Below are 22,224 nucleotides of genomic sequence, written 5' to 3'. Positions count from 1 at the left end.
CGCGATCCCCCCGATAGGGTTGTCGCGTGTCGAACCCCAGTCCCACCCCCGCTGGAAGCAGACCGGACGAGCAGGACGAGCAGCGCTCGGGGGGTGGTGGCTCCAGCCTGGTGGTGGTGGCCAACCGGTTGCCGTTCGACCTGGAGCAGCTGCCGGACGGCAGCACCCGGGCCCGGCCGGCGCCGGGTGGCCTGGTCACCGCGCTGGCTCCGATCCTGTCCCGTCGGCGGGGCGCCTGGATCGGCTGGCCGGGCCAGCCGGACGTGGAGCTGGAGCCCACGCAGAACGACGGCATCGACCTGCATCCGGTGACCCTGTCCGCCGACGAGGTCGCCGACTACTACGAGGGCTTCTCGAACGACAGCCTGTGGCCGCTCTACCACGACGCCGTGGCCGAGTCGCAGTTCCGCCGTGAGTGGTGGGACGCCTACCAGAAGGTGAACCGGCGGTTCGCCGAGCGGGCGGCCGAGGTCGCGGCGCCGGGTGCCACCGTCTGGGTGCACGACTACCAGTTGCAGCTGGTGCCGGCCATGCTCCGGGCGATGCGCGAGGACGTGAGGATCGGCTTCTTCCTGCACATCCCGTTCCCGCCGGTCGAGCTGTTCTCCCGGCTGCCGTGGCGCAGCCAGATCATCACCGGCATGCTCGGCGCCGACCTGGTCGGCTTCCACCTGCCCGGCGGTGCCCGCAACTTCGTCCGGCTGGCCACCCGGCTCACCGGCGCGACCAGCTCCGGGTCCGTGCTGCACCACCAGGGCCGGACGATCAAGGCCGGGGCCTTCCCGATCTCGATCGACTCGGCGGGGCAGTCCGCGCTGGCTGCGACGCCGGAGGTGCACGAGCAGGCCCGGCAGCTGCGGTCCGACCTGGGCAACCCGGACAAGATCATCCTGGGCGTCGACCGGCTCGACTACACCAAGGGCATCGACGTCCGGCTGCAGGCGTTCGGCGAGCTGCTGGCCGAGGGCGACCCGTCGGTGGAGAACGCCGTCATGGTGCAGATCGCCACACCCAGCCGGGAGCGGCTGGAGTCCTACATCCGGATGCGCGAGGACATCGAGCGCCGGGTCGGCGCCATCAACGGCGACTTCGGCCGGATCGGCTTCCCGGCCGTCCACTACATGCACCAGTCGCTGCCGCGGGAGGACCTGGCCGCGTTCTACGTCGCCGCCGACGTCATGACCGTGACGCCGCTGCGGGACGGGATGAACCTGGTGGCCAAGGAGTACGTGGCCTGTCGGGTCGACGGCGGCGGGGTGCTGCTGCTGTCGGAGTTCACCGGCGCGGCTCGCGAGCTGCGGACGTCACTGCTGGTCAACCCGTACGACACGGACGGGGTGAAAGAGGGCCTGCGGCGGGCGCTGTCGATGTCCAACGTGGAGGCCCGGCGCCGGATGCGGACGATGCGCCGGCAGGTGCTCACCCACGACGTCGATCGGTGGGCCGCGGCGTTCCTGTCCGCGCTGGAGGGGACCCGCGACCTCGTCGCCGAGGCCGCGGCCCGGCTCCCGGAGGACGTCGTCGCCTCGCTCAACCAGGTCAGCGAGGTCGACCGGCTGCTGGTCGCCACCGACTTCGACGGCTGTCTGGCCCCGATCGTGGACGACCCGGCCGCGGCCCGGCCGCTGCCCGAGTCGATGCAGCTGCTGGAGCAACTGGCCACCGTCCCCGGCACCGAGGTCGCCGTCGTCTCCGGCCGCGCGCTGGACGTGCTGCGCGAGCTGCTGGTCGCCGACGGAGCGCAGGGGGCGACCGACGGAGATCCCGGTGCCGCCGCCGGCACCGACACGCTCGGGCACCTGCACCTGATCGGCAGCCACGGTGCCGAGACGCACGGCGACCACGGCGCCCAGCGGCTCAGCGAGGAGGAGTCGCGCCGGTTGACCCGGCTGCGGCTGGAACTCCAGCAGATCACCGCCGAGTACCCGGCCGTGCGGCTGGAGAGCAAGCCGACCGGAGTCGCCGTGCACCTGCGCGGGCTGGACGAGGCGGACACGGCCGCGGTCACCACCGCGGTGGAGGAGAACCCGGCCACCTGGACCGGTGTGCACCTGCTCCGCGGCAAGAAGGTCCTCGAGCTCACCGTGGTGACCACGGACAAGGGCCGGGCGGTGCGCCGGCTGTCGGCCGCCGAGCACATCACCGCCACCGTCTACATCGGCGACGACGTCACCGACGAGAACGCCTTCGGCGTGCTGACCGCACCCGACCTGGGCATCAAGGTCGGCCCCGGACGCACGGCGGCGGACGTGCGGGTGGCCGACCCGGACCGGGTCACCGACGTGCTGCGGGTGCTGGCCGGGGCCCGGGAACGGGCGGCCGGCCGACGGTCGGGCTCCGAGACCGGCGAGGACTGATCCGGTCGGTGCCCGCGGTGGTGCCGGTCGGGTGGGCTCGGCGACGGCACCGGGTCAGCCGGACGGGTGGTGGCAAGATCGACTCCTGGTGTCGGAACGACAACCGTCAGTCACGCAGCGCATCGCCCAGCTGTGAGAACGAGTCCGGCGTTGCGCCAATAGGGTTGGATTCTGGTTGCGCTGTGGTACAAATACTGCGCCGTGCACGGTTCTGAGGGTCGGTTACCCCCGTTCGGAGCATGGCACCGGCTCGCGCGTCCCGGCGCCAGGCCGGAGCTGTTCCTGGCTGCCTCCCGGGCCAGCACCGACCATGTCCGCCGAACCGATCCGACAGGGGAACCCAGGCGTGTCCCAGGTGTACGACGCGCGAGCCCAGCAGCAGTTCGCTGCCGCGGTGTGCCGAGCCATCCGTGAGTCCCGTCGTCGGCAGAAGCTGACCCAGGCGGAGGTGGCCAACCGCACCGGCGGGCTGGTCAGCAAGGCCGCCCTGGCCAACTACGAGACCGGACACCGGTCGCTGCGCATCGACGTGCTGTGGGTCATCGCCCGCGCACTGGGCGAGGACCTGGGCGGGCTGCTGACCATGGCCGAGCGCGGCATCGGCCGCTGGCCGGTCCCGGTCACCCACCAGGGTGCGATCACCGTGGACGTGGCCGAGGTGATGGACGGCGACGACGACCGGCTCGCGCCGGTCCGCCGCTGGTTCGAACTCCGCACCGGTGGCGGCGCCGCCTCCGCGATGACGCTGGACGACGGGGCGATCACCGCCCTGGCCGCGCTCATGGGCGTCACCGCCGACGAGTGCCGCCGGATCCTGTCCGGCGCCGCCGGGACCACCGGGCAGGACGACGACGCCGAGCCCCCGGCGGCCGATGGATCCGTGCACGGTCATGGCGCCCGCGTCGCCTCCGGCTGACCGTTCCGGTCACCGTCCGCCCGTCACGGTCCGCTCGTCACCGTCCGTCCGCATCCGGGCACAACCGTGACCCCTGCGCGCGCGTCCTAGCGCGGTGCCGTGTCGGTCATCTTTGCGATGATCGTCGTCGGGCGCACCGCCGGGCGGCCCGCCCGACGGTCGAGGACGACACCAGGGAGCGGCGTGACCGACGGCACCGAGATCAACCAGTCCCAGGTCGACGACCCCTCGGTCGACCCCTCGGGACCGGAGGACCCCACGGGACCGGAGGACCCCACGCCGCGCCGCCGTCGCTGGCCGGCCGGTGCGGTGATCGCCGTGGTGGTCGGAGCGGTGTTCGTCGTGCTCGGTGCCGTGTACCTGGTCGACCTGCTGCGCACCGGCGGCACGATCGAGCGCAACACCACCATCGCGGGGGTCGAGGTCGGTGGGCTGACGCCGGCCGAGGCGGAGCAGCAGGTGTCCGCCGTCCTCGCGCAGGGTCCGTGGGTGGAACCGCTGACGGTGACCGCTCCGAACGGTCCGGTCACCCTGGTCCCGACCGACGCCGGCCTCGGCTACGACGTGGCGGCCACCGTCGCCGCCGCCGGTGAACGTTCGGCGAGTCCGTGGTCGCGGTTGACGTCCTTCTTCTCGTCCCACGAAGTCGCGCCGGTGGCCGCCGTCGACGAGACCGCACTGACCGACTGGGCGACCCGGACGGAGGCCACGCTGGACACCCCGCCGGTCGAGGGTGCGATCACCCTGGCCGGCGCGCAGGTGCAGGTCACCGAGCCGCGCACCGGCGTCACGCTCGACGTCCCGGCCACGGTCGGCACCGTCCGGACCGCGTGGCTGGCCGGCTCGGACGCGTTCCACCAGGTCGAACTGCCCATGCAGGTGGTGCCGGTGCGGGCCTCTGTGGCACGGACCCAGGAGGCCGCCGCCACGCTCACCGCGATGCTCTCGACGCCGCTCACCGTCACCGGCGAGGGCACGAGCTGGTCCCGGTCACCCGAGGAGATCGCCGCGGCCGTCACCGTCGGCCCGGACGCCGGCGACGGCTGGACGGTTGCGCTGGACGCCCTCGCGGTGCGCCAGCCGCTGACCGCGCCGATCGAGGCCACCCAGGCGGCACCGCAGAACGCCGGGGTGGCGCTGGTGAACGGGGCGCCGCAGGTGACGCCGTCCCAGGACGGCCGCACCGTCGACTGGGCCACCACCGACCAGGCCATCCAGGCCGCCCTGACCGGGCCGGCGCCCACCCACACCGCCGCGGTCGCCTACCAGGTGACCGCGCCCGCCCTGACCACCGCCCAGGTGCAGGCCTGGGGGATCAAGGAGCCGATCGGCGAGTTCACCACCGGCGGATTCGCCGGCGACTCGGGCGTCAACATCCGGGTGGTGGCCGAGCGGGTCAACGGCGCGCTCGTCGCGCCGGGGGCGACGTTCTCGCTGAACGAGTTCACCGGCCCGCGGACGTCCGCGGAGGGCTACGTGTCCGCAGCGGTCATCCAGGACGGCGCGCTGTCGAGGGCGGTCGGCGGCGGCATCAGCCAGTTCGCCACCACGCTGTACAACGCGGCGTACTTCGCCGGCATGGGCGACGTGACGCACACCCCGCACTCGTTCTACATCTCCCGCTACCCGGCCGGCCGCGAGGCGACCGTGTACGACGGGGTGATCGACCTGGCCTTCTCGAACGACTACGACACGGGCGTGCTGATCCAGACGGAGTGGACGTCCAGCTCCATCACGGTCCGGCTGTGGGGCACCAAGCACGTCGAGGTCGAGTCGATCTCCAGCGACCGGTTCGACTACACGGCCGCGCCGCGGATCGTGATCCCGTACGGCCAGTCCTGCTCGCCGTCGTCCGGCAGCCAGGGCTTCAGTGTGGTGAACACCCGGATCATCCGGGACCTGGCCGGCACCGAGCTGCGGCGCGAGGACTTCACCACCCAGTACAACGGCCAGCAGAACGTGGTCTGCTCGCCGCCGCCCACCCCGGCGCCCACGCCGACGCCGACCCCCACGCCCACTCCGGAAGGCACCCCGGCCACACCGGGGGCGACGGAGCCGGCGGCGCCGGCCGACGCGGCCACGCCGACGGGCTGAGGCAGGACGGAGCAGAGCCGCCGGGGGGACTTGAACCCCCAACCGCCCGATTACAAGTCGGGTGCGCTACCAGTTGCGCCACGGCGGCGTGCCACCCCCGCGGGTGGCCCGGACAGACTACGGGGCTCGCCGCACCGTCCGGCCACCCGCGAGCTCAGCTCGCCGCGGGGGTGGTGCGGGTGTCGGCGGCCGCTCCGCTGCCGGACTTGCCCAGGCTGCGGACCGCGAACGAGCCGGCGATCAGGGCGATGCCCTCGACGATGACGAAGATGCCGATCGCCCAGATCAGGCCCAGGATCCCCGACACGGGATTCCCGATCAGCAGGACCAGGCCGAAGACCACCGACAGGATGCCGAAGACCAGCGTCCAGCCCCAGTGCCCGATACCGGCCTTGCGCAGTCCGAACGCGCCGGCGATCGACATGACGCCGGCAATGATCGCCCAGAACGCGACCACGTAGAGCAGGGCCAGCGCGGTGATGACCGGCCAGACCAGCGCGATGATGCCGGCGACGATCGACAGCACGCCGAGCACGATGGTCGCGCCCCACTTCTCGCCGGCCTTGCGCTCCTGGAAGCCCAGGACGATCGAGGCGACGCCGTCCATGATCGCGTAGATGCCGAAGACGAAGGCCAGCGCGAGCGCGGTGATGCCCGGCCACGCGACGGCCATGATGCCGAAGATGACGGCGAAGATGCCGCGAACCAGGAGCAGCCACCAGAACTGGCGGGCGGTCGCCGTCACCTGCGAACTGATGTCGAACGGTCGTGTCATAGCGGTCCCCCAGGACGAACGAGGCGGCGCCGAACGGCGCTCGATCAGGCATTGTGACACTGCGTGATCATTCGCGACAGAGCATCCGGCGGGCGGGTCAGGGGGTGGGGTCGGTGCCGCCCCAGGACCGGTCCGCGTCGTCGGCCCCGCCCTCCCCGTTCACCTCGCCCCCCAGACCCATCAGGCTGGGCTCGAGGAACGCCTTCTCGTCCGGTCGGTGCCGCAGCACGTTCTGCATGTAGGACGTGGCCGCCTCGGCCAGGCTGACCTCGCGCCCGGCCGCCTCGGACAGGAACCACCGGTGTTCGAGCACCTCGTGGAACACCTCGGCCGGTTCCAGCTTGGCCACCAGCGCGGGCGGGATCTGCTCGATGGTCGGCTCGAAGCAGTCGGACAACCAGTGCCGGGCGACCGTCTCCTCCTCGACGTCGGTCTCGGGCAGCACAGCCTGGGACCGGTAGGTGTCCAGGTCGTTCAGGATGCGCCGGGCCTGGTTCTCCTGGACCTGCAGGCCGGTGAGGTCGTACAGCCGGCGCCGGTGGTGCCCCGCCTCGACCACCTGCGTCTGCACCAGCATCTGCGGCTCGCCCTGCTGCTCGTTGACGGTGATCTGGGCGACGTCGTAGCCGAGGTCGTTGAGTCGGCGCAGCCGCTGGTCGATCCGCCACCACTCGCCGGCCCCGATGGTCTGCGGCGCGGTGAGCTCGGCCCAGAGCCGGTCGTACCGGCGGAGCACCGAGGTGGCGGTGTCGATCGGATCCACCGACTCCGGCAGCAGTCCGGACATCTGCAGGTCCAGCAGCTCACCGGCCAGGTTGGTCTCGGCGATGTCCAGGTCGTTGCGGCGTTGTCCCTCGGACAGCGACGACCGCAGCTCCCCGGTCTCGGCGTCGACCAGGTACGCGGCCAGCGCGCCGGCGTCCCGGCGGAACAGCGTGTTGGACAGCGAGCAGTCCTTCCAGGCGAACCCGGCCAGATGCAGCCGGACCAGCAGTTCGGCCAGCGCGTCCAGCAACTTGGGCTCCAGGTCGCCGTCCATCCGCCGGGAGAACAGCGCGCGGTAGGGAAGCGAGAACCGCAGGTGCTTGGTGACCAGGGCACTGTCCAGTCGGTCGCCGTCGACGGTGGTGCGGTTGCCGACCACCCCGATGGCCTGCACGACGGGCAGGCTCAGCCGGGCCAGGTCCCGCAGCAGGGCGTACTCCCGGTCGGCCAGGACCGGGTCGATCTCCTTGATCGCGTAGACGATGCCGCTGATCCGCACGAACCGCACCACGTGCCGGGAGATGCCGCGCGGCAGACTGACCAGCTTCTCCCGCGGCCACTCGGCGAGCGGCGTCGACCACGGCAGCGTCAGCAGGTCGGTGGGATCCGGCCCGGTGGCGAATTGCATGCGCACCCGACCAGCGTGGCACAGCGGCCAGGACGGGGCTGATCACCGGCTGCTCACCCCGAGTCGATCGCCCGCCACACCCGGTCGCGGGACAGCGGAAGTTCCGGTAGCCGGATCCCGGCCGCGTCCCGGATGGCGTTGGCCAGCGCCGGGGCGACCGGGTTGTACGGCGCCTCGCTCATCGACTTGGCCCCGAACGGGCCGAGCGGGTCGATGGTGTCGGCGAACAGCACCTCGGTGACGGGTACGTCCGCGATCTGCGGCATGTGGTAATTGCGGAAGGTGCTGGTCAGCACGGTGCCGACGTCGTCGACGTGGATCTCCTCGTACAGGCTGCTGCCGATGGCCTGGGCGACGCCGCCCTCCACCTGGGCGCGGCACTGCTCGGGATTGACGACCACGCCCGCGTCGGCGGCGTGCACGGACCGCAGGATCCGGACCTCACCGGTGCCACGGTGCACGGCCACCCGGAACGCCTGGACGTTGAAGGCCAGCGACCGGGGCGTGCCGTCGTGCCGGCCGGTGGCGGTGAGCCGCCCGTCCGGCCCAGCCGCGGCGATGTCGGTCAGCCGGACCAGTCGCTCCCCGAACCGGACACCGTCCGGGCCGAGTTCGCCGTCGTCGCCCGGGCTGCCCGGTCCGGCGCGCAGCGACGCCGCGAAGGACAGCACCTGCACCTTGAGTGCCTCGGCCGCTGCGGCCAGCGCGCGCCCGGCCACCACCGTCCCGGCCGAGCCGAACGCCCCGGTGTCGTGCCCGACCACGTCGGAGTCCGACTGCACGATGTCGATCCGGTCGGCGGTGGTGCCCAGGGTGGACGCGACGATCTGCTGGTGCACCGTGGTGGTGCCGTTGCCGAACTCCGCGGTGCCGATGGCGATCCGGTACCGGCCGTCCGGGGTCAGCGTCAGGGTGGCGTCGGCGTGGTGACCGCGCGGCGGCATGGTGGCGATCATGGCGGTGGCCATGCCGTCGCCCACCGACCAGTCGTCCCCGTCGGGGGCCGGCACGCCGCCGGGCCTGGACATGGCCTGCTGCACCAGGTCCAGGCACTGGTCGAGGCCGTAGCTGGCGAACTCGAGGTCGTCCGGGTGGTCGGAGTCGGCGATGATCCGGTCACCCGGCACCACCACGTTGCGGCGGCGCAGGTCGTACGGGTCGAGACCCAGCCGGCGGGCCAGGTCGTCCAGCGCGCTCTCGATCGCGAAGATCACCTGCCCGAGGCCGTAGCCGCGGAAGGCACCGGAGGGCAACGTGTTCGTGTAGTACGAGCGGGCATCGACCCGCTTGTTCGGGCACCGGTACAGGCCGATGGACTCGTGGACGCTGTGGAACATGACGCCCGGGCTGTGGTTGCCGTAGGCCCCGGCGTCGGTGAGCACGTCGACGGCCAGTGCGGTGAGCACCCCGTCGCCGGTGGCCCCGGCGTGCACCGTGACGGTGAACGGGTGCCGGGACGGGACGATGGTGAACTCGTCGGTGCGGGACATCTCGTACTGCACCGGGCGCCCGGTGGTCAGCACGGCCAGGGCGACGAGGTCCTCGGTGAGCAGCTCCTGCTTGCCGCCGAAGCCGCCACCGACCCGGGTGGCGAACACGCGGACCCCGTCCCGGTCCAGACCGAAGATGCGGGCCAGCTCGTCGCGGACCAGGAACGGCACCTGGGTGCTGGTCCGCAGCACCAGTCGGCCGGTCTCGTCGAGCCAGCCGATGCTGCCGTGGGTCTCGAGCTGGCCGTGCGCGATGCGACCGGTCCGCCAGGTGCCGGCGACGGTGGCGCCGCCGGCGGCCTCGGCGGCGGCGAGCCCGGCGGCGACGTCGCCGACCTCGCCGTGCTGCTCGGCGACCAGGTTGGTGGCCGGGTCGGTGATCCGTGAGGCGGTGGCGTCCTTGTCGCCGTGCACGGCGTGCGCGCCGGGGGCCATGGCCTGCGCGACGGTGAAGACCGCGGGCAGCAGCTCGTACTCGACGTCGATGAGGGCGCGGGCGTGCTCGGCCACGGCCACCGTCTCGGCGACGACCACGGCGACCCGCTGGCCGCGGAAGCGCAGCACCGGGTCCATGATCAGCGTGTCGTCGGGGTCGTCCAGGCGGATCTGATGACGCCCGGTGCTGAACAGGGTGGCCGGGACGTCGTCGTGCGTCAGGACCGCGTGCACGCCCGGAACCGCGGCGGCGGCGGTGGTGTCGATCCGGATGATGCGCGCGGACGGGTGCGGGCTGCCCAGGACAACGGCGTGCAGCAGCCCGGCCGGGAGGTCGCCGGGGGCGACGTCCATGGTGTACGGCTCGGTCCCGGTGACGATGCGCGGACCGGCGGGAGCGGCCGTGCTGACGCCGACACCGCTCTTGCCGCAGGGGGGTTCGACGTTGGGGATGCCGGCCAGGGCGTCTCGGATGGACCGGTACCCGGTGCAGCGGCACAGGTTCCCCTTGAACAGCCGCTCCACCTCGCCCTCGGGGCCGTCGTCGCCCGGGGTGGGCAGCGCGGCGGCAGTGACCACCATGCCGGCGGTGCAGAACCCGCACTGGAACCCCGCCGCGGCGACGAACCGCTGCTGCACCGGGTGTAGGTCGTCGGGGCCGCCGAGCCCGCGGACCGTGGTGACGTCGTGGTCGGTGGCGCGGACGGCCGGGTAGATGCAGGAGTGCACCGGCCGGCCGTCGACCAGGACGGTGCAGGCGCCGCAGTCACCGGCGTCGCACCCCTTCTTGACGTCCAGGTGACCGGTCTGCCGCAGATAGGTGCGCAGGCACTGGCCGGGGCGGGGGGCGACGGTGTCGGCGGGCAGCGGGTGGTCGTTGATCCTCATGCCTGCTCCAGCTCGTCCCGGATCTCGGCGGCGAGCCGACGGCTGATGGCGCGGCGCCAGTCGGGGGTGCCGTGCGGGTCGTCGTACCAGGGATCGATCGTGGCGACCGCGTCGTCCAGTTCGGCGGCGGTGGGCAGGGCGGGGAAGCGCAGCTGCACCGGCGCCGGGGTGGCGGCCGTGACGGTGAGGACGGTCGAGCCATCGGGGTCGACCCGGCCGATGAGCAGGGCGGCGGACCGGCCGACGGGGGACAGGGACAGCTGCCGGAAGGCCACGCGCGCCCGCAGCGCCAGGTCGGGCAGGTGGATCGAGCGCACCACCTCACCCGGGCGGAGTGCGTTGGTCAGCGGTGCGAGGACGAACTCGGTGACCGGCACGAGGCGGTCGGGCTCGTCGCCCGACCACAGCTGCACGGTGCCGTCGAGGGCCGTGGTCAGCGAGATCATCGGGCCGGCCGGCAGCGACATGCAGAGATTGCCGCCGACGGTGGCGACGCGGTGCACCTTGAACGACCCCAGCAGCGAATGGGCGCAGCGACGGAACAGGGCGACGGCCGGCCGCTGCGGGCTCCGCGGCCAGGCGGCAAGCGTCTCGATGGTGCAGGTGGCCGCGATGGTCAGCCCGTCGGGGCCGTCGGTGATCGACGGCCAGCCCAGGCCGTCGAGGTCGACCAGCCCTTGCACGCCCGGCTGCGGCTCGGAGAACAACCAGCTGCCGCCGGCCAGCACGGCCTCACCGGGAGCCAGGGGCAGGAGTTCGGATCGTCGGGTGGGTCGCCGATAACCGGTGACGGTGTTGATGTCCACGGTGATCTCTGGGCGCGGGCGATCAGTCGGCGCGGCGGGCGGTCGGCTGGCTCACGGGTCGATCTCCTGGCGGGTGTCCGGCACGGCGACCGGGGTGGCGCCGCTCGAGAAACTACCCCGTCGGCGGGCAGCCACCGGCGCGATCGACCCGAGATCAACCGACAGGAACGCACTCGAAACACGGCTGTCACATGAGGTGGTCGGGATGCCCCATGGCGCCGACCGTGGCGGCGCCGGTGGGGCACTGGCGTACTGGTGGCCGGTGGGGGTGGTGATGACGGTGGTCGGGCCGGTGCCGGTGGTGTGCCAGTTGTCGTGGTCTTTGGTGAGGTTGCAGCGGGCGCACAATCCTTGGCCGTTGTCGAGCAGGGTGGGGCCTTGGTCGGTGTGGGGTTGGATGTGGTCGGCGTGGCGGATGGGCGCATCGCACCAGGGTGTTCGGCAGGTCTGGTCTCTCGCGATGAGGAACTGCCGGTCCAAGAACGCGAACCGGCGTCTGCGTGGATCCGCGTGGGTCAGGTTGCCGATCGGGTCGGTGAACAGCCGCCGGATGAACACTCGGCTGGATTCGGGGGCTTGGCGGATCAGGTGTCGGGCGAGGCTGGCGGGGATGGGTCCGTGGCCGACGATCACGGCGGGTTCGGTGTCGCCGTCGAGCAGGGTGCGGTCGGTCATGATCAGGTTGATGGTCAGGTCGAGCCCGGCCGGCACGGTGGGCAATTCGCTGACGTCAGCGTCGGCGGAGCCGTCGTCGTCGGTGGTCTCGACGATGGCGGCGGCGGGGGCGGCGCCGGCGGTGATGCGGGCGACGAGTTCGTCGGCCATGACCTGCCCGCGGCCACGCTCGTCGCCGGCGGCGAACACGGTGTCGGCGTGCCGCCGCAGCGCCGCGATCACGGAGACGCCCTGCACGACCGGCAGCAGCGCGGTCAGGTAGGTCATGCAGTCCGGCGCCGTGCGGAGGTTGACCCGCCGGTCGTGGTGGGCTTTGGCGTTCCGCGCGACCGCCTGTTTGGGGTCGAGTCGGTAGGCGATCCGGGTCGCTTCGGCGGCCACGGCGCGGTCGCCGAGACCCACGTACGAGTCGGCCAACTGCTCGTCCGCCTGTCGCTGGTCGGTGCGGGTCAGGCAGGCGGTCTCCCGGGCGACGAGGGTGGCCTTCCACTCGCTGACCTCGCCGCGGCGCAGCGCGGACGCGAGACGGGGCAGTTCGTCGCGCAGGGACAACGCCAACCCGAGATGCCGACCGCCCTGGGCGGGTGAGACCCGCCGGGCGAGCGCGACCTGCGCTCCGACGGATCGTCGCACCGCCACCCGGCGGCGTTTGGCCGCGTCGCCCGGCTCGTTGGCCGAAGCAGACTGGTCGGAGGTGGTGAGTTGCTGGTCCAACAACGCGGTGGTGGCGCGGGCCTGCAGTGACGCGGCCGCGGCCTTGAGCGTCTCCGCGGCGGAGATGAGTTCGACGAGTGCGTGCCCATCGAGTCCGTCCGGTCCTGTGCTGGCGAGCGCGTCGACCCACGCGGCAACCCCGGCCGGGGCGGCCGGCGCGAGCACCATGGTGGTCGACATGTGTTCGATCATACGGCGATGAGCAGCGGTGATCGAGGTTGTCCACATGATCGAACGGGTGGAGCTGCAGCCGTCGCACTGACGAATAGGTCGATCACCGCCGAACAGACGATGTGCGGCTGCGCATCCGGCCCATCCGCGGTCATGGCCGCCCTTCAGGCGGACCTCGCTGCGGCGACGAGGGCCGCGAACAGCCGCCGGTCGTCGCTCACCTCGGGGTGCCACTGGACGCCGACGACGAACCGATCGCCGGGCAGCTCGAGAGCCTCGGGCAGCCCGTCCGCGGCCCAGGCGGTGGCCCGGTGGCGTGGGTGGTCGGCCACCGCCTGGTGGTGATGGCACGGGACGGTGACGGGTGGGGGCGACAGGATCCCGGCCAGCCGGGACTCCGGCTCGATCCGGATGGTCACTGGCCCATAGCTCGAGTTCTCGGGCCGGTGGCCCGGGTGCCCGACCACATCAGGGACGTGCTGGTGCAGATGACCGCCGGCGTGCACGGCCAGCAGTTGCATGCCCCGACAGATGGCCAGCACCGGTCGATCGAGGTCGGCGGCCGCGTCGAGCAGGGCGAGTTCGGAGACGTCCCGGTCATCGTGCCAGCCATGGGTGGCCGGGTGGGCGATGCGTCCGTACCGGCTCGGGTTCACGTCGGAGCCGCCGGCGAGCACCAGCCCGTCCAACCGGGACAGCAGCGCGCCGGCCGAGTCGGCCGGGTGCAGCGGCGGGATGAGGACGGCAGTGCCGCCACCGGCGGTCACCGCGTCGACGTACGCGGCTGGCAGCACCGCCGCCTCGACCCCCTGCCACCGACTCCAGGTCGCGTGGGTCCGGTAGGTGCTGATGCCGATGACCGGACGCGTCATGCCCGCCGATCCTGCCAGTGCCATCGCTGCGATCGCGGATGCGGGCAGTCAGCCCGTCGCGTCGTCCCCGGCGTCCTCGATGAGATCCGCCGAGGCGGAGCCCTCCGGGAGCTGCGGCGGTGGTGGAGTCCACGGCCGCAGGTGTTCCACCGTCTGCGAGTAGAACTCGTCCAGGGCGTGCGTGACACTCCAGACGAAGCCCCCCTTGACGCCGGAGCGTTTCGTGCCCATCGGCTGGGTCCACCGCAGGGTGAAGGCGTCGGGTTCCCAGTCCTTCCCGGGGATCAGCACACCCGGCTTCTCGCGGACGTCGGCGAGTCGCTCGCAGGTGGTCTCGGAATGCGGTGAGAACTGTGCCTCGACGAGGAGGTCGCCAGGAGACTCTTTGAGCTGGCGCGTCAACCACGACACTCGCCGGGTCAGCGCCCCCTCCTTCGGGGCATCGAGGCTGACGACCAACCGGATCTCACTCGTCCGCAGGTCTGCGGTCACCGTGATCGGACCGACCGCGTCGGGCACGGAGAACGTGGCGGACAGTTCGCCGGCGCCGGCCAGGCGCTCGATGTACTCCCGGTCACGGCGCGCCCCGTCGGATGCGATGCGCCGGGGGAGTACCTGCCGCACCGGAACGCCGAGCCGGGCGGTCAGGCTGAGCCGCAGCTGCCGGCTCAGCCGGTTCCAACCGTCGACGACCGACACCGCCGCAGCGTCGCCCGGCCGCAGGGTCGACGCCTTCGCCGCGTCACGGGCCTTGACCCAGTCGGGGCCCATGTCATGGAACGACATCGCTCCGGACTTCGGGTGTTCCAGGTACCGCAGCAACTCGCTGAGGATCCACACCTCGAGCTGGTCGGTGAACGCGTGGTGCTCGACCAGCATGCGGATCTCGTGCATCACCTCGGACCACGAGATGTGGATGAGCCGGACGTTCTTCAGCAGGTTCTCGGCGACCTCGACCGGATGTCGGTCGTGATCGGTGCTGACCTGGTTCGAGATGGTCAGGACGGTGTCGAACTTCTGTCGTCTGGCCAGTCGCAGGTACGACTCGACCTGCGGCCGTTGCAGTTGGGCGTCACCCGTCTTCACTTCGACGCAGGCCGTCCACACTCTGCCGGCGCGGGCGGCACGGATGATGCCATCGGGAATGACCTTGTGATCACCGAGACTGAACTGCACTTCGGTGAAGGTCTCGATCGCTCCGGCCGGGGCTCCGGCCCGGGCGGTCAGGGCCCGGCCCAGCGGACGGACGGCCGAGAGCGCCCAGAGCAACGCCGAGGTCGCCCGCTTCTCCTGCTCGTCGGTGCTGCCGACGCCGTACACCGAGAACAGGCGCGAGGACTGCCACTGATCGCCGCCCGCCAACGCCGGCCGAGGCACGGTGACGCGACGGGTGGCGACCCGCTTGGGTCGGACGGAACTGCGAGCTCTGGAGCGTCGCTCTGACGAACCGCCACGGTCCTCGCGACTGCTCGGGACGTCCGGCATGACGGCGGCGATTCCGGACGGCGCGTCGGCGTCGGCCGGAGCCACCGCCCGCGGTTCCGCCGGATCCTCGGCCACCACGTCGGCATCCGCATCGCTCGACCCGTCCACCAGGACGCCGTCGTCCGCCTCGACCTGGCCGGCCGCCCCGCCGTCCTCCGCGTTCTGATCGTCGAGCTGGACGCCGAAATCCGTGGCCAGGCCGGCCAGCCCGCCCTCCCAGCCCTGGCCGACCGCGCGGAGGCGCCAGCCTCCGTTGCGCCGGTACACCTCACCGAGCACAAGAACACGCTCGGTCGTCAGTTGGTCGACCCGGTAGCCCGCGATCGCCTCGCCGGATCCCTGCTCGACGTGCCATTCCAAGGTCGAGAGTTCCGCCAGTTCGGCGTCCGAACTGGCCGCGATGACGATCGCCTGGACGTCGTCGGGCACGACCGCGAGGTCCAGCGCGACCGCGTCGGAACCGCTGTCGTCGCTGATCAGCTGCTGGGCGTGGGTGACCGAGCCGTCCGGCGTCGACGTCTGGTTGTAGAACACCATGTCGGCGTCCGAGCGGACCCGGCGATCGTCACCCACGAGGAGCGCGATCACGTCGACGGTCGCGCTGGGTCCACCGGTCGTCCAGTGCACCCGACCGGTCAGGTCGGTGACCTCGGACTCCAGCGGAACGTTCTGGCCCTTCATCAGCCATTGGTTCGCCATCGCCGGAACATACGTCGGGACGAGCGGCCTGGCTGTCGCTCGTCCCGACGGATCGTCAGAACGATTCCGAACGCTGCGTCACCACTGCTGGCGACCGGTCGGTGACCGAGCCGTCGGCCGCCTCCTTCACATCCAACGGGTGCGCGATCTCGTCCGCCGGCATCCGGAAGATCACCATCGCGGCGACGCAGATGACCAGCGGCGCGATGCCCGCGATGAAGAAGACGGTGGACACGCCGATCGCCTCGCCGACCGTGCCCGCCAGCGCCATCGACAGCGGCATGAAGGCCAGGGACACGAAGAAGTCCAGGCTGGACACCCGACCCAGCAGTTCGGGCGGGACCCGGCGCTGCAGCAACGTGCCCCAGATGACCGAGCCGACACTGAACATCGCCCCGAGGATCGCCGCCGCGACCACCATCGGCCAGAGGTCGGTGGCGATGCCGAAGACGATGAGCGGGATCGAGCCGATGCCCCAGCTGAGATTCATCACCGAGAGGTAGCGCCGCGGCATCCGCACCGATCCGGTGATCAACGACGCCACCGCACCGGCGACCCCGAAGGCCGCGAGCAGCAGCGCGTGCTCGGCCGGTCCACCGCCCACCTGGTCGCGGATGGCGAACGGGGTCAGCACCTCGAACGGACCCATCATGGCCAGCACCATCAGGCAGGCGAACAGCAGCGTCCCCAGCAGCCAGGGCGTGCGCAGCATGTACCGGAAGCCGACGGCCACGTCCCTGGCCATCGCCCGGGCCGGACGCGTGTCCCCGTCCGCGGACAGGTCCCGGCGCACCGGCGTGGCCGGCACCCGCAGCACCGCCCACGCGGCCAGCGCCGACGCCACCGCGCTGGCGAGCATGGCCAGGCCCGGGGACGAGGCCGCGACCAGCGCGCTGGCCAGGGCCGGGCCGGCCGCCTGGGCCAGGGCGGGCCGCAGCATGCCCTCCAGCCCGTTCGCGGCCAGCAGTCGGTGCGCGGGCAGCAGGGCGGGCAGCAACGCGGAGTAGGCCGGGTAGTACAACCCGTCCATGCAGCCGCTGATGACGGCGACGGTGGCCAGCACCCACCAGGGCAGGGAGTCGGTGAGCGCCAGCACCGCGCCCAGCCCGACCGCGGCGGCGCGGACGATCTCGATGACCACGATGATCCGGCGCTGCGGAATGCGATCGGCCAGGGCGCCGCCGAGCAGGGTGGTGGCGATCATGCCGATCGCGGTCCCGGTGGTGACGACGGCCAGCGCGGTCGGGCCGCCGTCCATCGCGACGACCTGCCAGACCACGGCGATCAGCCAGACGCCGCCACCCATGAGCGACAGGCACAGCGACACCGCGAGCCAGCGGTACCCGCCCTCCTGCAACGGCCGCAGCACGCTCGGCAGCCGCGCCATCATCGACGATCCTTCCTTCGTCCGTGCTCCGGCGGGTGTCGCCGGAGCATCGGTGCCCGGAGTCGCCCGATGCGCCCGGTGATACCGACCATCCTGTCGGGAGACAGGCATCGGGCACCACGGGTTTTCCCGGGTCGGCCGGCAGCAGGACCACGGTCCGCACCACCTCGGCCGTCAGCAGCATCCGCCGCTGCGGGACGCAGTCGGCCAGGCGGCGACCACCTGCCAGACCACCGCGACCAGCCGGATCCCAGTGCCCAGCAGCGACAGGCTCATCGACACCGCCAGGGCGCCCGGAACCGGCGCGAACCGCCGTCCAGGCCGCCGACGTCGCAGCTCAGCGCGGCCGACCGGCGCGACCGAGCGGCGAAACCGGCCTGGCATCCGGCGGTTGCACCCAGGTCACGCAGCAGCGGTTCGCTGCGCTCGTGCCCGGTGCGGGGCCGACCGACTTGCTGACCGGCCGCTCTCGGCCACGGAAAGGTGTGCGCATGTTCCATCTCGGCTGGTTCCTCGGTCAGGGCTTCGGTATCCAGCCGTGGCGTGGCCAGTTCGACGGCTCCGCCGTGCACGACTGGTCGAAGCCCGACTGGTACCGCGATCTCACGTCGTCCCTGGAGCGCGGTGGATACGACTTCGTGTTCATCGAGGACACCGCCGTGGTGGAGGACACCTACAAGGGGTCGTCGGAGTTCTCGCTGTCGCGGGGTGCGTTCGCGCCGAAGAACGACCCGCTGCCCCTGGTCCCGCTGATGACCCAGCACTCCAAGCACATCGGTGTCATCAACACCATGTCGACGATCCAGTACGCGCCGTTCACCGCCGCCCGGCTCATGCTGACGCTGGACCACCTCACCGAGGGACGGGCCGGGATCAACGTCGTCACCTCGGTCACCCACCGCGTGGCCCAGAACTTCGGCTACGACGAGCACCTCGAGCACGACGAGCGGTACCGGATGGCCGAGGAGTGGATGGAGGTCGTCACCAAGCTCTGGGACTCGTGGGAGCCGGACGCCTACGTCGGCGACCAGGAGACCCCGATGCTGGTCGACCACACCAAGGTCCACCGGATCGACCACGAGGGCAAGTACTTCAAGGTGCGCGGGCCCATGAGCACCCAGCCCGGCCCGCAGGGCCGCCCGGTGGTCGGGCAGGCCGGCAATTCCATCCCCGGCCGCGAACTGGCCGCCCAGTACGCGGACACCATGCTCGCGCTGGGCCACAACGCCGAGCAGATGAAGGCGTTCCGCGAGGACATGCACGCCCGGCTGATCGCGCACGGTCGCAAGCCGGGCGACCTCAAGGTGATGTTCCTGGTGACCCCGCAGCTCGGCGAGTCCGACGAGCACGCCCGGCAGCGGGACCGGGAGCGGCAGGCGGCCTCCGAGACCGACGAGGCGATCGAGCACGCGCTGTGGGGCATGACGTACGCCAGCGGCGGCGTCGTCGACTGGGGCCAGTTCGATCTCGACGGCCCGGTGCCCGATCTCATCGGCAACGGCGAGCAGTCCTCGATGCGCAAGCTGCTCGAGGGCAGCGAGGGCAAGACGCTGCGCGAGGCGATCAAGACGCAGCGCCAGATCAACGATCTCGGCCTGGTCGGCTCGCCCGACACCGTCGCGGCCAAGATGGGCGAGCTGATGGACGAGGTCGGCGGTGACGGCTTCCTGATCTGGCAGCCGACCAACCTCAACCGGCGCTTCATCGCCGAGTACACCGACGGGCTGAGCCCGGCGCTGCGCAAGCGCGGCCTGATCCGTGACGGGTTCGACGACGTCACCTTCCGGGAGAACCTGCTCGCCTTCTGAGCCGGTCCCACCCACTCAGCCCGTCACGGATGCCCGTCCCGCTCGAACCGCCGGGCGGGACGGGCGACCGTGATGCCCACCCGTGCACGCCTGGAGGACCCGTGGCCGCAGATCCGTTCCGACTCGGCTGGTTCGGCAACCTGACCGCCCCGGACTGGCGCAGTGGCTGGTCCGAGGACGCCATCAGCTGGACCGACGCCCGGTACTACGTCGACATGGTCCGGGACATGGAGCGGGCCGGGTTCGACTTCATGATGCTCGAGGACTCCCTGATGGTGTCCGACATCTACGCCGGAACCGCCGAACTCGAGCTCAAGCACGCGCTGTACGCGCCGAAACTCGATCCGGTGCCGGTGGTCTCGATGCTGGCGTACGCCACCGAGCACATCGGGATCGTCGCCACCGCGTCGACCACGCTGTCCGCGCCGTACACCCTGGCCCGCACCTTCTCCACCCTGGACCACGTCACCCGCGGGCGGGTCGGCTGGAACATCGTCACCTCCAGCGAGGACCGGGCGGCGCAGAACTTCGGCATGGACACCCTGCCGGAACACGACCTGCGCTACGAGATCGCCGAGGAGTTCGTCGACGTCGTGACCCGGCTGTGGGACTCGTGGGAGCCCGACGCCATCGTCGCCGACGCCGAGCGCGGCTACTACGCCGACCACACCAAGGTGCGCCCGATCCACCACGTCGGCAAGCACTTCAAGGTCCGCGGCCCGCTCAACACCCCGCGCAGTCCGCAGGGTCGCCCGATGATCTGCCAGGCCGGTGCCTCGCCCCGCGGCCGCGACTTCGCCGCCAAGAACGCGGACATGCTGCTGTGCATCCCCAACGGGCTGGACGGCATGAAGGAGTACCGCGACGACATCCGGGCCCGTGCCGAGTTCTTCGGCCGGGACCCGGACGACGTCAAGGTGTTCTTCGTGGTACAGCCGATCATCGGCCGCACCATGGACGAGGCGCTGGGCAAGCGGGACGAGATGCTCGCGGACCGGCAGCACCTGTTCGAGACGCAGATGGTGCACTTCGGCGCGATCATGGAGATCGACTTCTCGGTGCTCGATCCCGACCTGCCCATCCCCGACGAGGTGACCACCAACGGCCACCAGGGAACGTTCGACACCTGGAAGCAGGCGTTCGGCGGTCGCACCATCAAGGACGCGGCCAGCTCGATGCGGGTGGCCAGCATGGAGCTGGTCGGCACGCCGTCGCACATCGCCGACGAGATGGACAAGGCGATGGAGTACGTCGGCGGCGACGGCTTCATGTTCCTGGCCCAGCCGACCAGCCGGCAGTACATCCACGAGATCACCGAGGGGCTGTGCCCCGAGCTGCGGCGCCGCGGCCTGATCCGCACCGGCTACGCGCACCAGCACTTCCGGGACAACATGCGGTCCTTCGGCTGAGGGGTCAGCCGCGGACCGTCGAATGCCTCATTCCGACGACTCCTCCTCCAGCAGGATCATCACGTTGCCGTCCCGGTCCGCGAAGGCGAACATCGGCGGGGCGATCTCCATCCGGAGCAGCTCGCCCACGTCGCACCCGGCCTCCCGCAGCGCCCGGTGCGCCGCCTCGATGTCGGTCGTGAAGAACCGCGGCCCGATCGGGATCTGTCCGTCCGCGGACAGCAGCAGCAGGCTCGACGTGGACCCGGGCGCGGCCACCTCGACCATGCGCGCGCCCGGCCACAGCACCTCGTCCTGGCGCAACTGGAAGCCGAGCTCGTCGACGTACAGGCGCTTGGCCGCGTCCTGGTCCGTCACCGCGACGGACACGCTGTGCAAGCGGGTGATCAGGCCGCGCACCGCGGCCGGGTGACGCTCGTCGTGAGTGGTCATGCCAGGTCCGACCGGTCCCGTTCGGGGGACTCATCGGCGCCCGCCGGGTGAGCGGCCGCCTCGCCGCCGACGGAGCTGGATCGCCCCGGCGTCCCGTGGTGTCATGGAGCCCGAATGACACCCGTGTCATTCCGCAGCCGGCCACGAACGCGGAGGACCCGATGGACGCAGCGACCGACCGCGTACCCGACCCTGCCGGCGCAGATCCGGCCGCCGCCGCGGGCCCCGTTGACGACACCGTCGAGGGTCTGAGCCGCCGCGATCGCGACATCCTGGCGTTCGAGCGGCAGTGGTGGCAGTACGCCGGAGCCAAGGAGCAGGCGATCAAGGAGATGTTCGACCTGTCGCCGACCCGGTACTACCAGGTGCTCAACGCGGTGATCGACGACCCCGCGGCGCTGGCCGCCGACCCGCTGCTGGTCCGCCGGCTGCGTCGGCTGCGCACCAGCCGGCAGAAGGCCCGTTCGGCCCGCCGGCTCGGCATCGAACCCTGATCAGCGCTCGATCCAGCGCCCTGATCAGCGCAGCCGGCGCCGGCTGAGCCGGGACATCGTCGCCGCCCCGCGGCGTCTCTGCGGCGGCAACGGGGTGCCGTCCGGACCCCGGCCCGCGACCCGCTTGCGCCGCGGCATCCGCACGGCCAGTCGCACCCGCCGGCCCCGCGGCCGGCGGATGCCCGCCCGGTCGGCCCACAGCTCGGGGTGGTGCTTGATGTGCTGGAACTTCCACGCCGCGTACGGCAGGTGCAGCAGGTAGACGCCGAGCCCGATGCAGAACACCAGCTCGGGCTCGTAGACCAGGGCCGCGACCGCGACCACCATCAGCACCAGCATCGGCAGGATGAGCGCCTGCGGCATCCGCACCGACTTCAGCGCGATGGACGGCACCCGGGACACCATCAGCAGGCCCAGCAGGATGATCCAGGTCCCGACCGCCCAGACGTTGTTCCACGGCCCGTCGCCCAGCCGCAGGGTCAGCAGCAGCGGGACCACGGCCAGCAGGCCGCCGGCCGGGGTCGGGACGCCGGTGAAGAAGCCCTTGGCCCAGGGTCTCGGGGTGTCGTCCAGCAGCGAGTTGAACCGGGCCAACCGCAACGCGGCGCACACCGCGAAGACCAGGCAGGCGGCCCAGCCGATCGCGGTCTCCTCGAGCAGCCAGATGTAGATGATCAGCGCCGGGGCCATGCCGAACGAGACACAGTCCGACAGCGAGTCCAGTTCGGCGCCGATCCGGCTGGTCGAGCGGAGCAGTCGGGCGGCCGGGCCGTCCAGCGAGTCGAAGATGCCGGCCAGACCCAGCGCACCCACCGCGGGCAGCCACTCACCACGCAGGGCGAAGGCCACCGAGGTCAGGCCGGAGCACAACGCCAGCACGGTGATGGCGTTGGGCAGGAACCGCACTCCGGGAACGGCGGCCAT

The 22,224-nt window shown here is 71.7% G+C and carries 16 protein-coding genes and 1 tRNA gene; 6 read left to right on the top strand and 11 right to left on the bottom strand.

The features are described from left to right. Window positions 1–26: 26 nt before the first annotated feature. From JL106_RS04380 to JL106_RS04370, 3 genes are all read left to right on the top strand, one after another. A complete protein-coding gene (locus tag JL106_RS04380) occupies window positions 27–2,357 on the top strand; it encodes a bifunctional alpha,alpha-trehalose-phosphate synthase (UDP-forming)/trehalose-phosphatase (protein ID WP_205259482.1) in 2,331 nt (776 codons plus the stop codon). Window positions 2,358–2,703: 346 nt separating this feature from the next. Then, the gene (locus JL106_RS04375) at window positions 2,704–3,273 is read left to right on the top strand and encodes a helix-turn-helix domain-containing protein (protein WP_205259481.1); all 570 of its coding nucleotides are present in this window, start codon (window positions 2,704–2,706) and stop codon (window positions 3,271–3,273) included. 183 nt (window positions 3,274–3,456) lie between these two features. Continuing rightward, the gene (locus tag JL106_RS04370) at window positions 3,457–5,367 is read left to right on the top strand and encodes a VanW family protein (protein ID WP_205259480.1); all 1,911 of its coding nucleotides are present in this window, start codon (window positions 3,457–3,459) and stop codon (window positions 5,365–5,367) included. A 15-nt stretch (window positions 5,368–5,382) separates the two neighbouring features. On the opposite strand, the gene JL106_RS04365 is transcribed toward JL106_RS04370, so the two are convergent. The 9 genes from JL106_RS04365 to JL106_RS04325 all read right to left on the bottom strand — a co-directional run bounded on the left by JL106_RS04365 (window position 5,383) and on the right by JL106_RS04325 (window position 17,157). Then, window positions 5,383–5,455 (bottom strand) — tRNA-Thr (locus tag JL106_RS04365). Window positions 5,456–5,521: 66 nt separating this feature from the next. Continuing rightward, window positions 5,522–6,142 carry an HdeD family acid-resistance protein gene (locus JL106_RS04360; RefSeq protein ID WP_205259479.1) on the bottom strand — a complete coding sequence of 207 codons (621 nt, stop codon included), beginning with the start codon at window positions 6,140–6,142 and terminating at the stop codon, window positions 5,522–5,524. A gap of 97 nt (window positions 6,143–6,239) precedes the next feature. Continuing rightward, the gene (locus tag JL106_RS04355) at window positions 6,240–7,535 is read right to left on the bottom strand and encodes a DUF4032 domain-containing protein (protein WP_205259574.1); all 1,296 of its coding nucleotides are present in this window, start codon (window positions 7,533–7,535) and stop codon (window positions 6,240–6,242) included. A 53-nt stretch (window positions 7,536–7,588) separates the two neighbouring features. Beyond that, window positions 7,589–10,348, bottom strand: coding sequence for a molybdopterin-dependent oxidoreductase (locus tag JL106_RS04350; protein WP_205259478.1), 2,760 nt, complete (start codon window positions 10,346–10,348; stop codon window positions 7,589–7,591). Further along, complete coding sequence (locus JL106_RS04345; protein ID WP_205259477.1) at window positions 10,345–11,154, bottom strand: FAD binding domain-containing protein; 810 nt, start codon at window positions 11,152–11,154, stop codon at window positions 10,345–10,347. Before JL106_RS04345 ends, JL106_RS04350 begins: the two co-directional genes overlap by 4 nt. Before the next feature lie 51 nt (window positions 11,155–11,205). After that, entirely contained in the window at window positions 11,206–12,723 is a 1,518-nt protein-coding gene (locus JL106_RS04340) for an HNH endonuclease (RefSeq protein WP_205259476.1), read from the bottom strand. Window positions 12,724–12,878: 155 nt separating this feature from the next. Next, complete coding sequence (locus JL106_RS04335; protein WP_205259475.1) at window positions 12,879–13,586, bottom strand: gamma-glutamyl-gamma-aminobutyrate hydrolase family protein; 708 nt, start codon at window positions 13,584–13,586, stop codon at window positions 12,879–12,881. A gap of 48 nt (window positions 13,587–13,634) precedes the next feature. Continuing rightward, on the bottom strand, window positions 13,635–15,770 hold the full coding sequence (locus JL106_RS04330; protein ID WP_205259474.1) for a TerD family protein: 2,136 nt from the start codon (window positions 15,768–15,770) through the stop codon (window positions 13,635–13,637). 55 nt (window positions 15,771–15,825) lie between these two features. Continuing rightward, entirely contained in the window at window positions 15,826–17,157 is a 1,332-nt protein-coding gene (locus tag JL106_RS04325; protein ID WP_205259473.1) for an MFS transporter, read from the bottom strand. A gap of 491 nt (window positions 17,158–17,648) precedes the next feature. Here JL106_RS04325 and JL106_RS04320 point away from each other — a divergent pair, with 491 nt between their 5' ends. Continuing rightward, complete coding sequence (locus tag JL106_RS04320; RefSeq protein ID WP_205259472.1) at window positions 17,649–18,965, top strand: NtaA/DmoA family FMN-dependent monooxygenase; 1,317 nt, start codon at window positions 17,649–17,651, stop codon at window positions 18,963–18,965. A gap of 101 nt (window positions 18,966–19,066) precedes the next feature. Continuing rightward, complete coding sequence (locus JL106_RS04315) at window positions 19,067–20,374, top strand: NtaA/DmoA family FMN-dependent monooxygenase (protein ID WP_205259471.1); 1,308 nt, start codon at window positions 19,067–19,069, stop codon at window positions 20,372–20,374. Window positions 20,375–20,401: 27 nt separating this feature from the next. Here the strand turns inward: JL106_RS04315 and JL106_RS04310 are convergent, their stop codons facing one another. After that, window positions 20,402–20,806, bottom strand: coding sequence for a VOC family protein (locus JL106_RS04310; protein ID WP_205259470.1), 405 nt, complete (start codon window positions 20,804–20,806; stop codon window positions 20,402–20,404). A gap of 161 nt (window positions 20,807–20,967) precedes the next feature. Here JL106_RS04310 and JL106_RS04305 point away from each other — a divergent pair, with 161 nt between their 5' ends. Further along, window positions 20,968–21,300 carry a DUF3263 domain-containing protein gene (locus tag JL106_RS04305; protein ID WP_205259469.1) on the top strand — a complete coding sequence of 111 codons (333 nt, stop codon included), beginning with the start codon at window positions 20,968–20,970 and terminating at the stop codon, window positions 21,298–21,300. Between the two features lie 24 nt (window positions 21,301–21,324). Here JL106_RS04305 and pssA read toward each other — a convergent pair whose 3' ends face one another. Then, window positions 21,325–22,224, bottom strand: coding sequence for a CDP-diacylglycerol--serine O-phosphatidyltransferase (pssA, locus tag JL106_RS04300; protein WP_205259468.1), 900 nt, complete (start codon window positions 22,222–22,224; stop codon window positions 21,325–21,327).

Source organism: Nakamurella leprariae (genome assembly GCF_016918035.1).
Classification (GTDB): domain Bacteria; phylum Actinomycetota; class Actinomycetes; order Mycobacteriales; family Nakamurellaceae; genus Nakamurella; species Nakamurella leprariae.
This window is presented reverse-complemented; position numbering and strand designations above follow the sequence as displayed.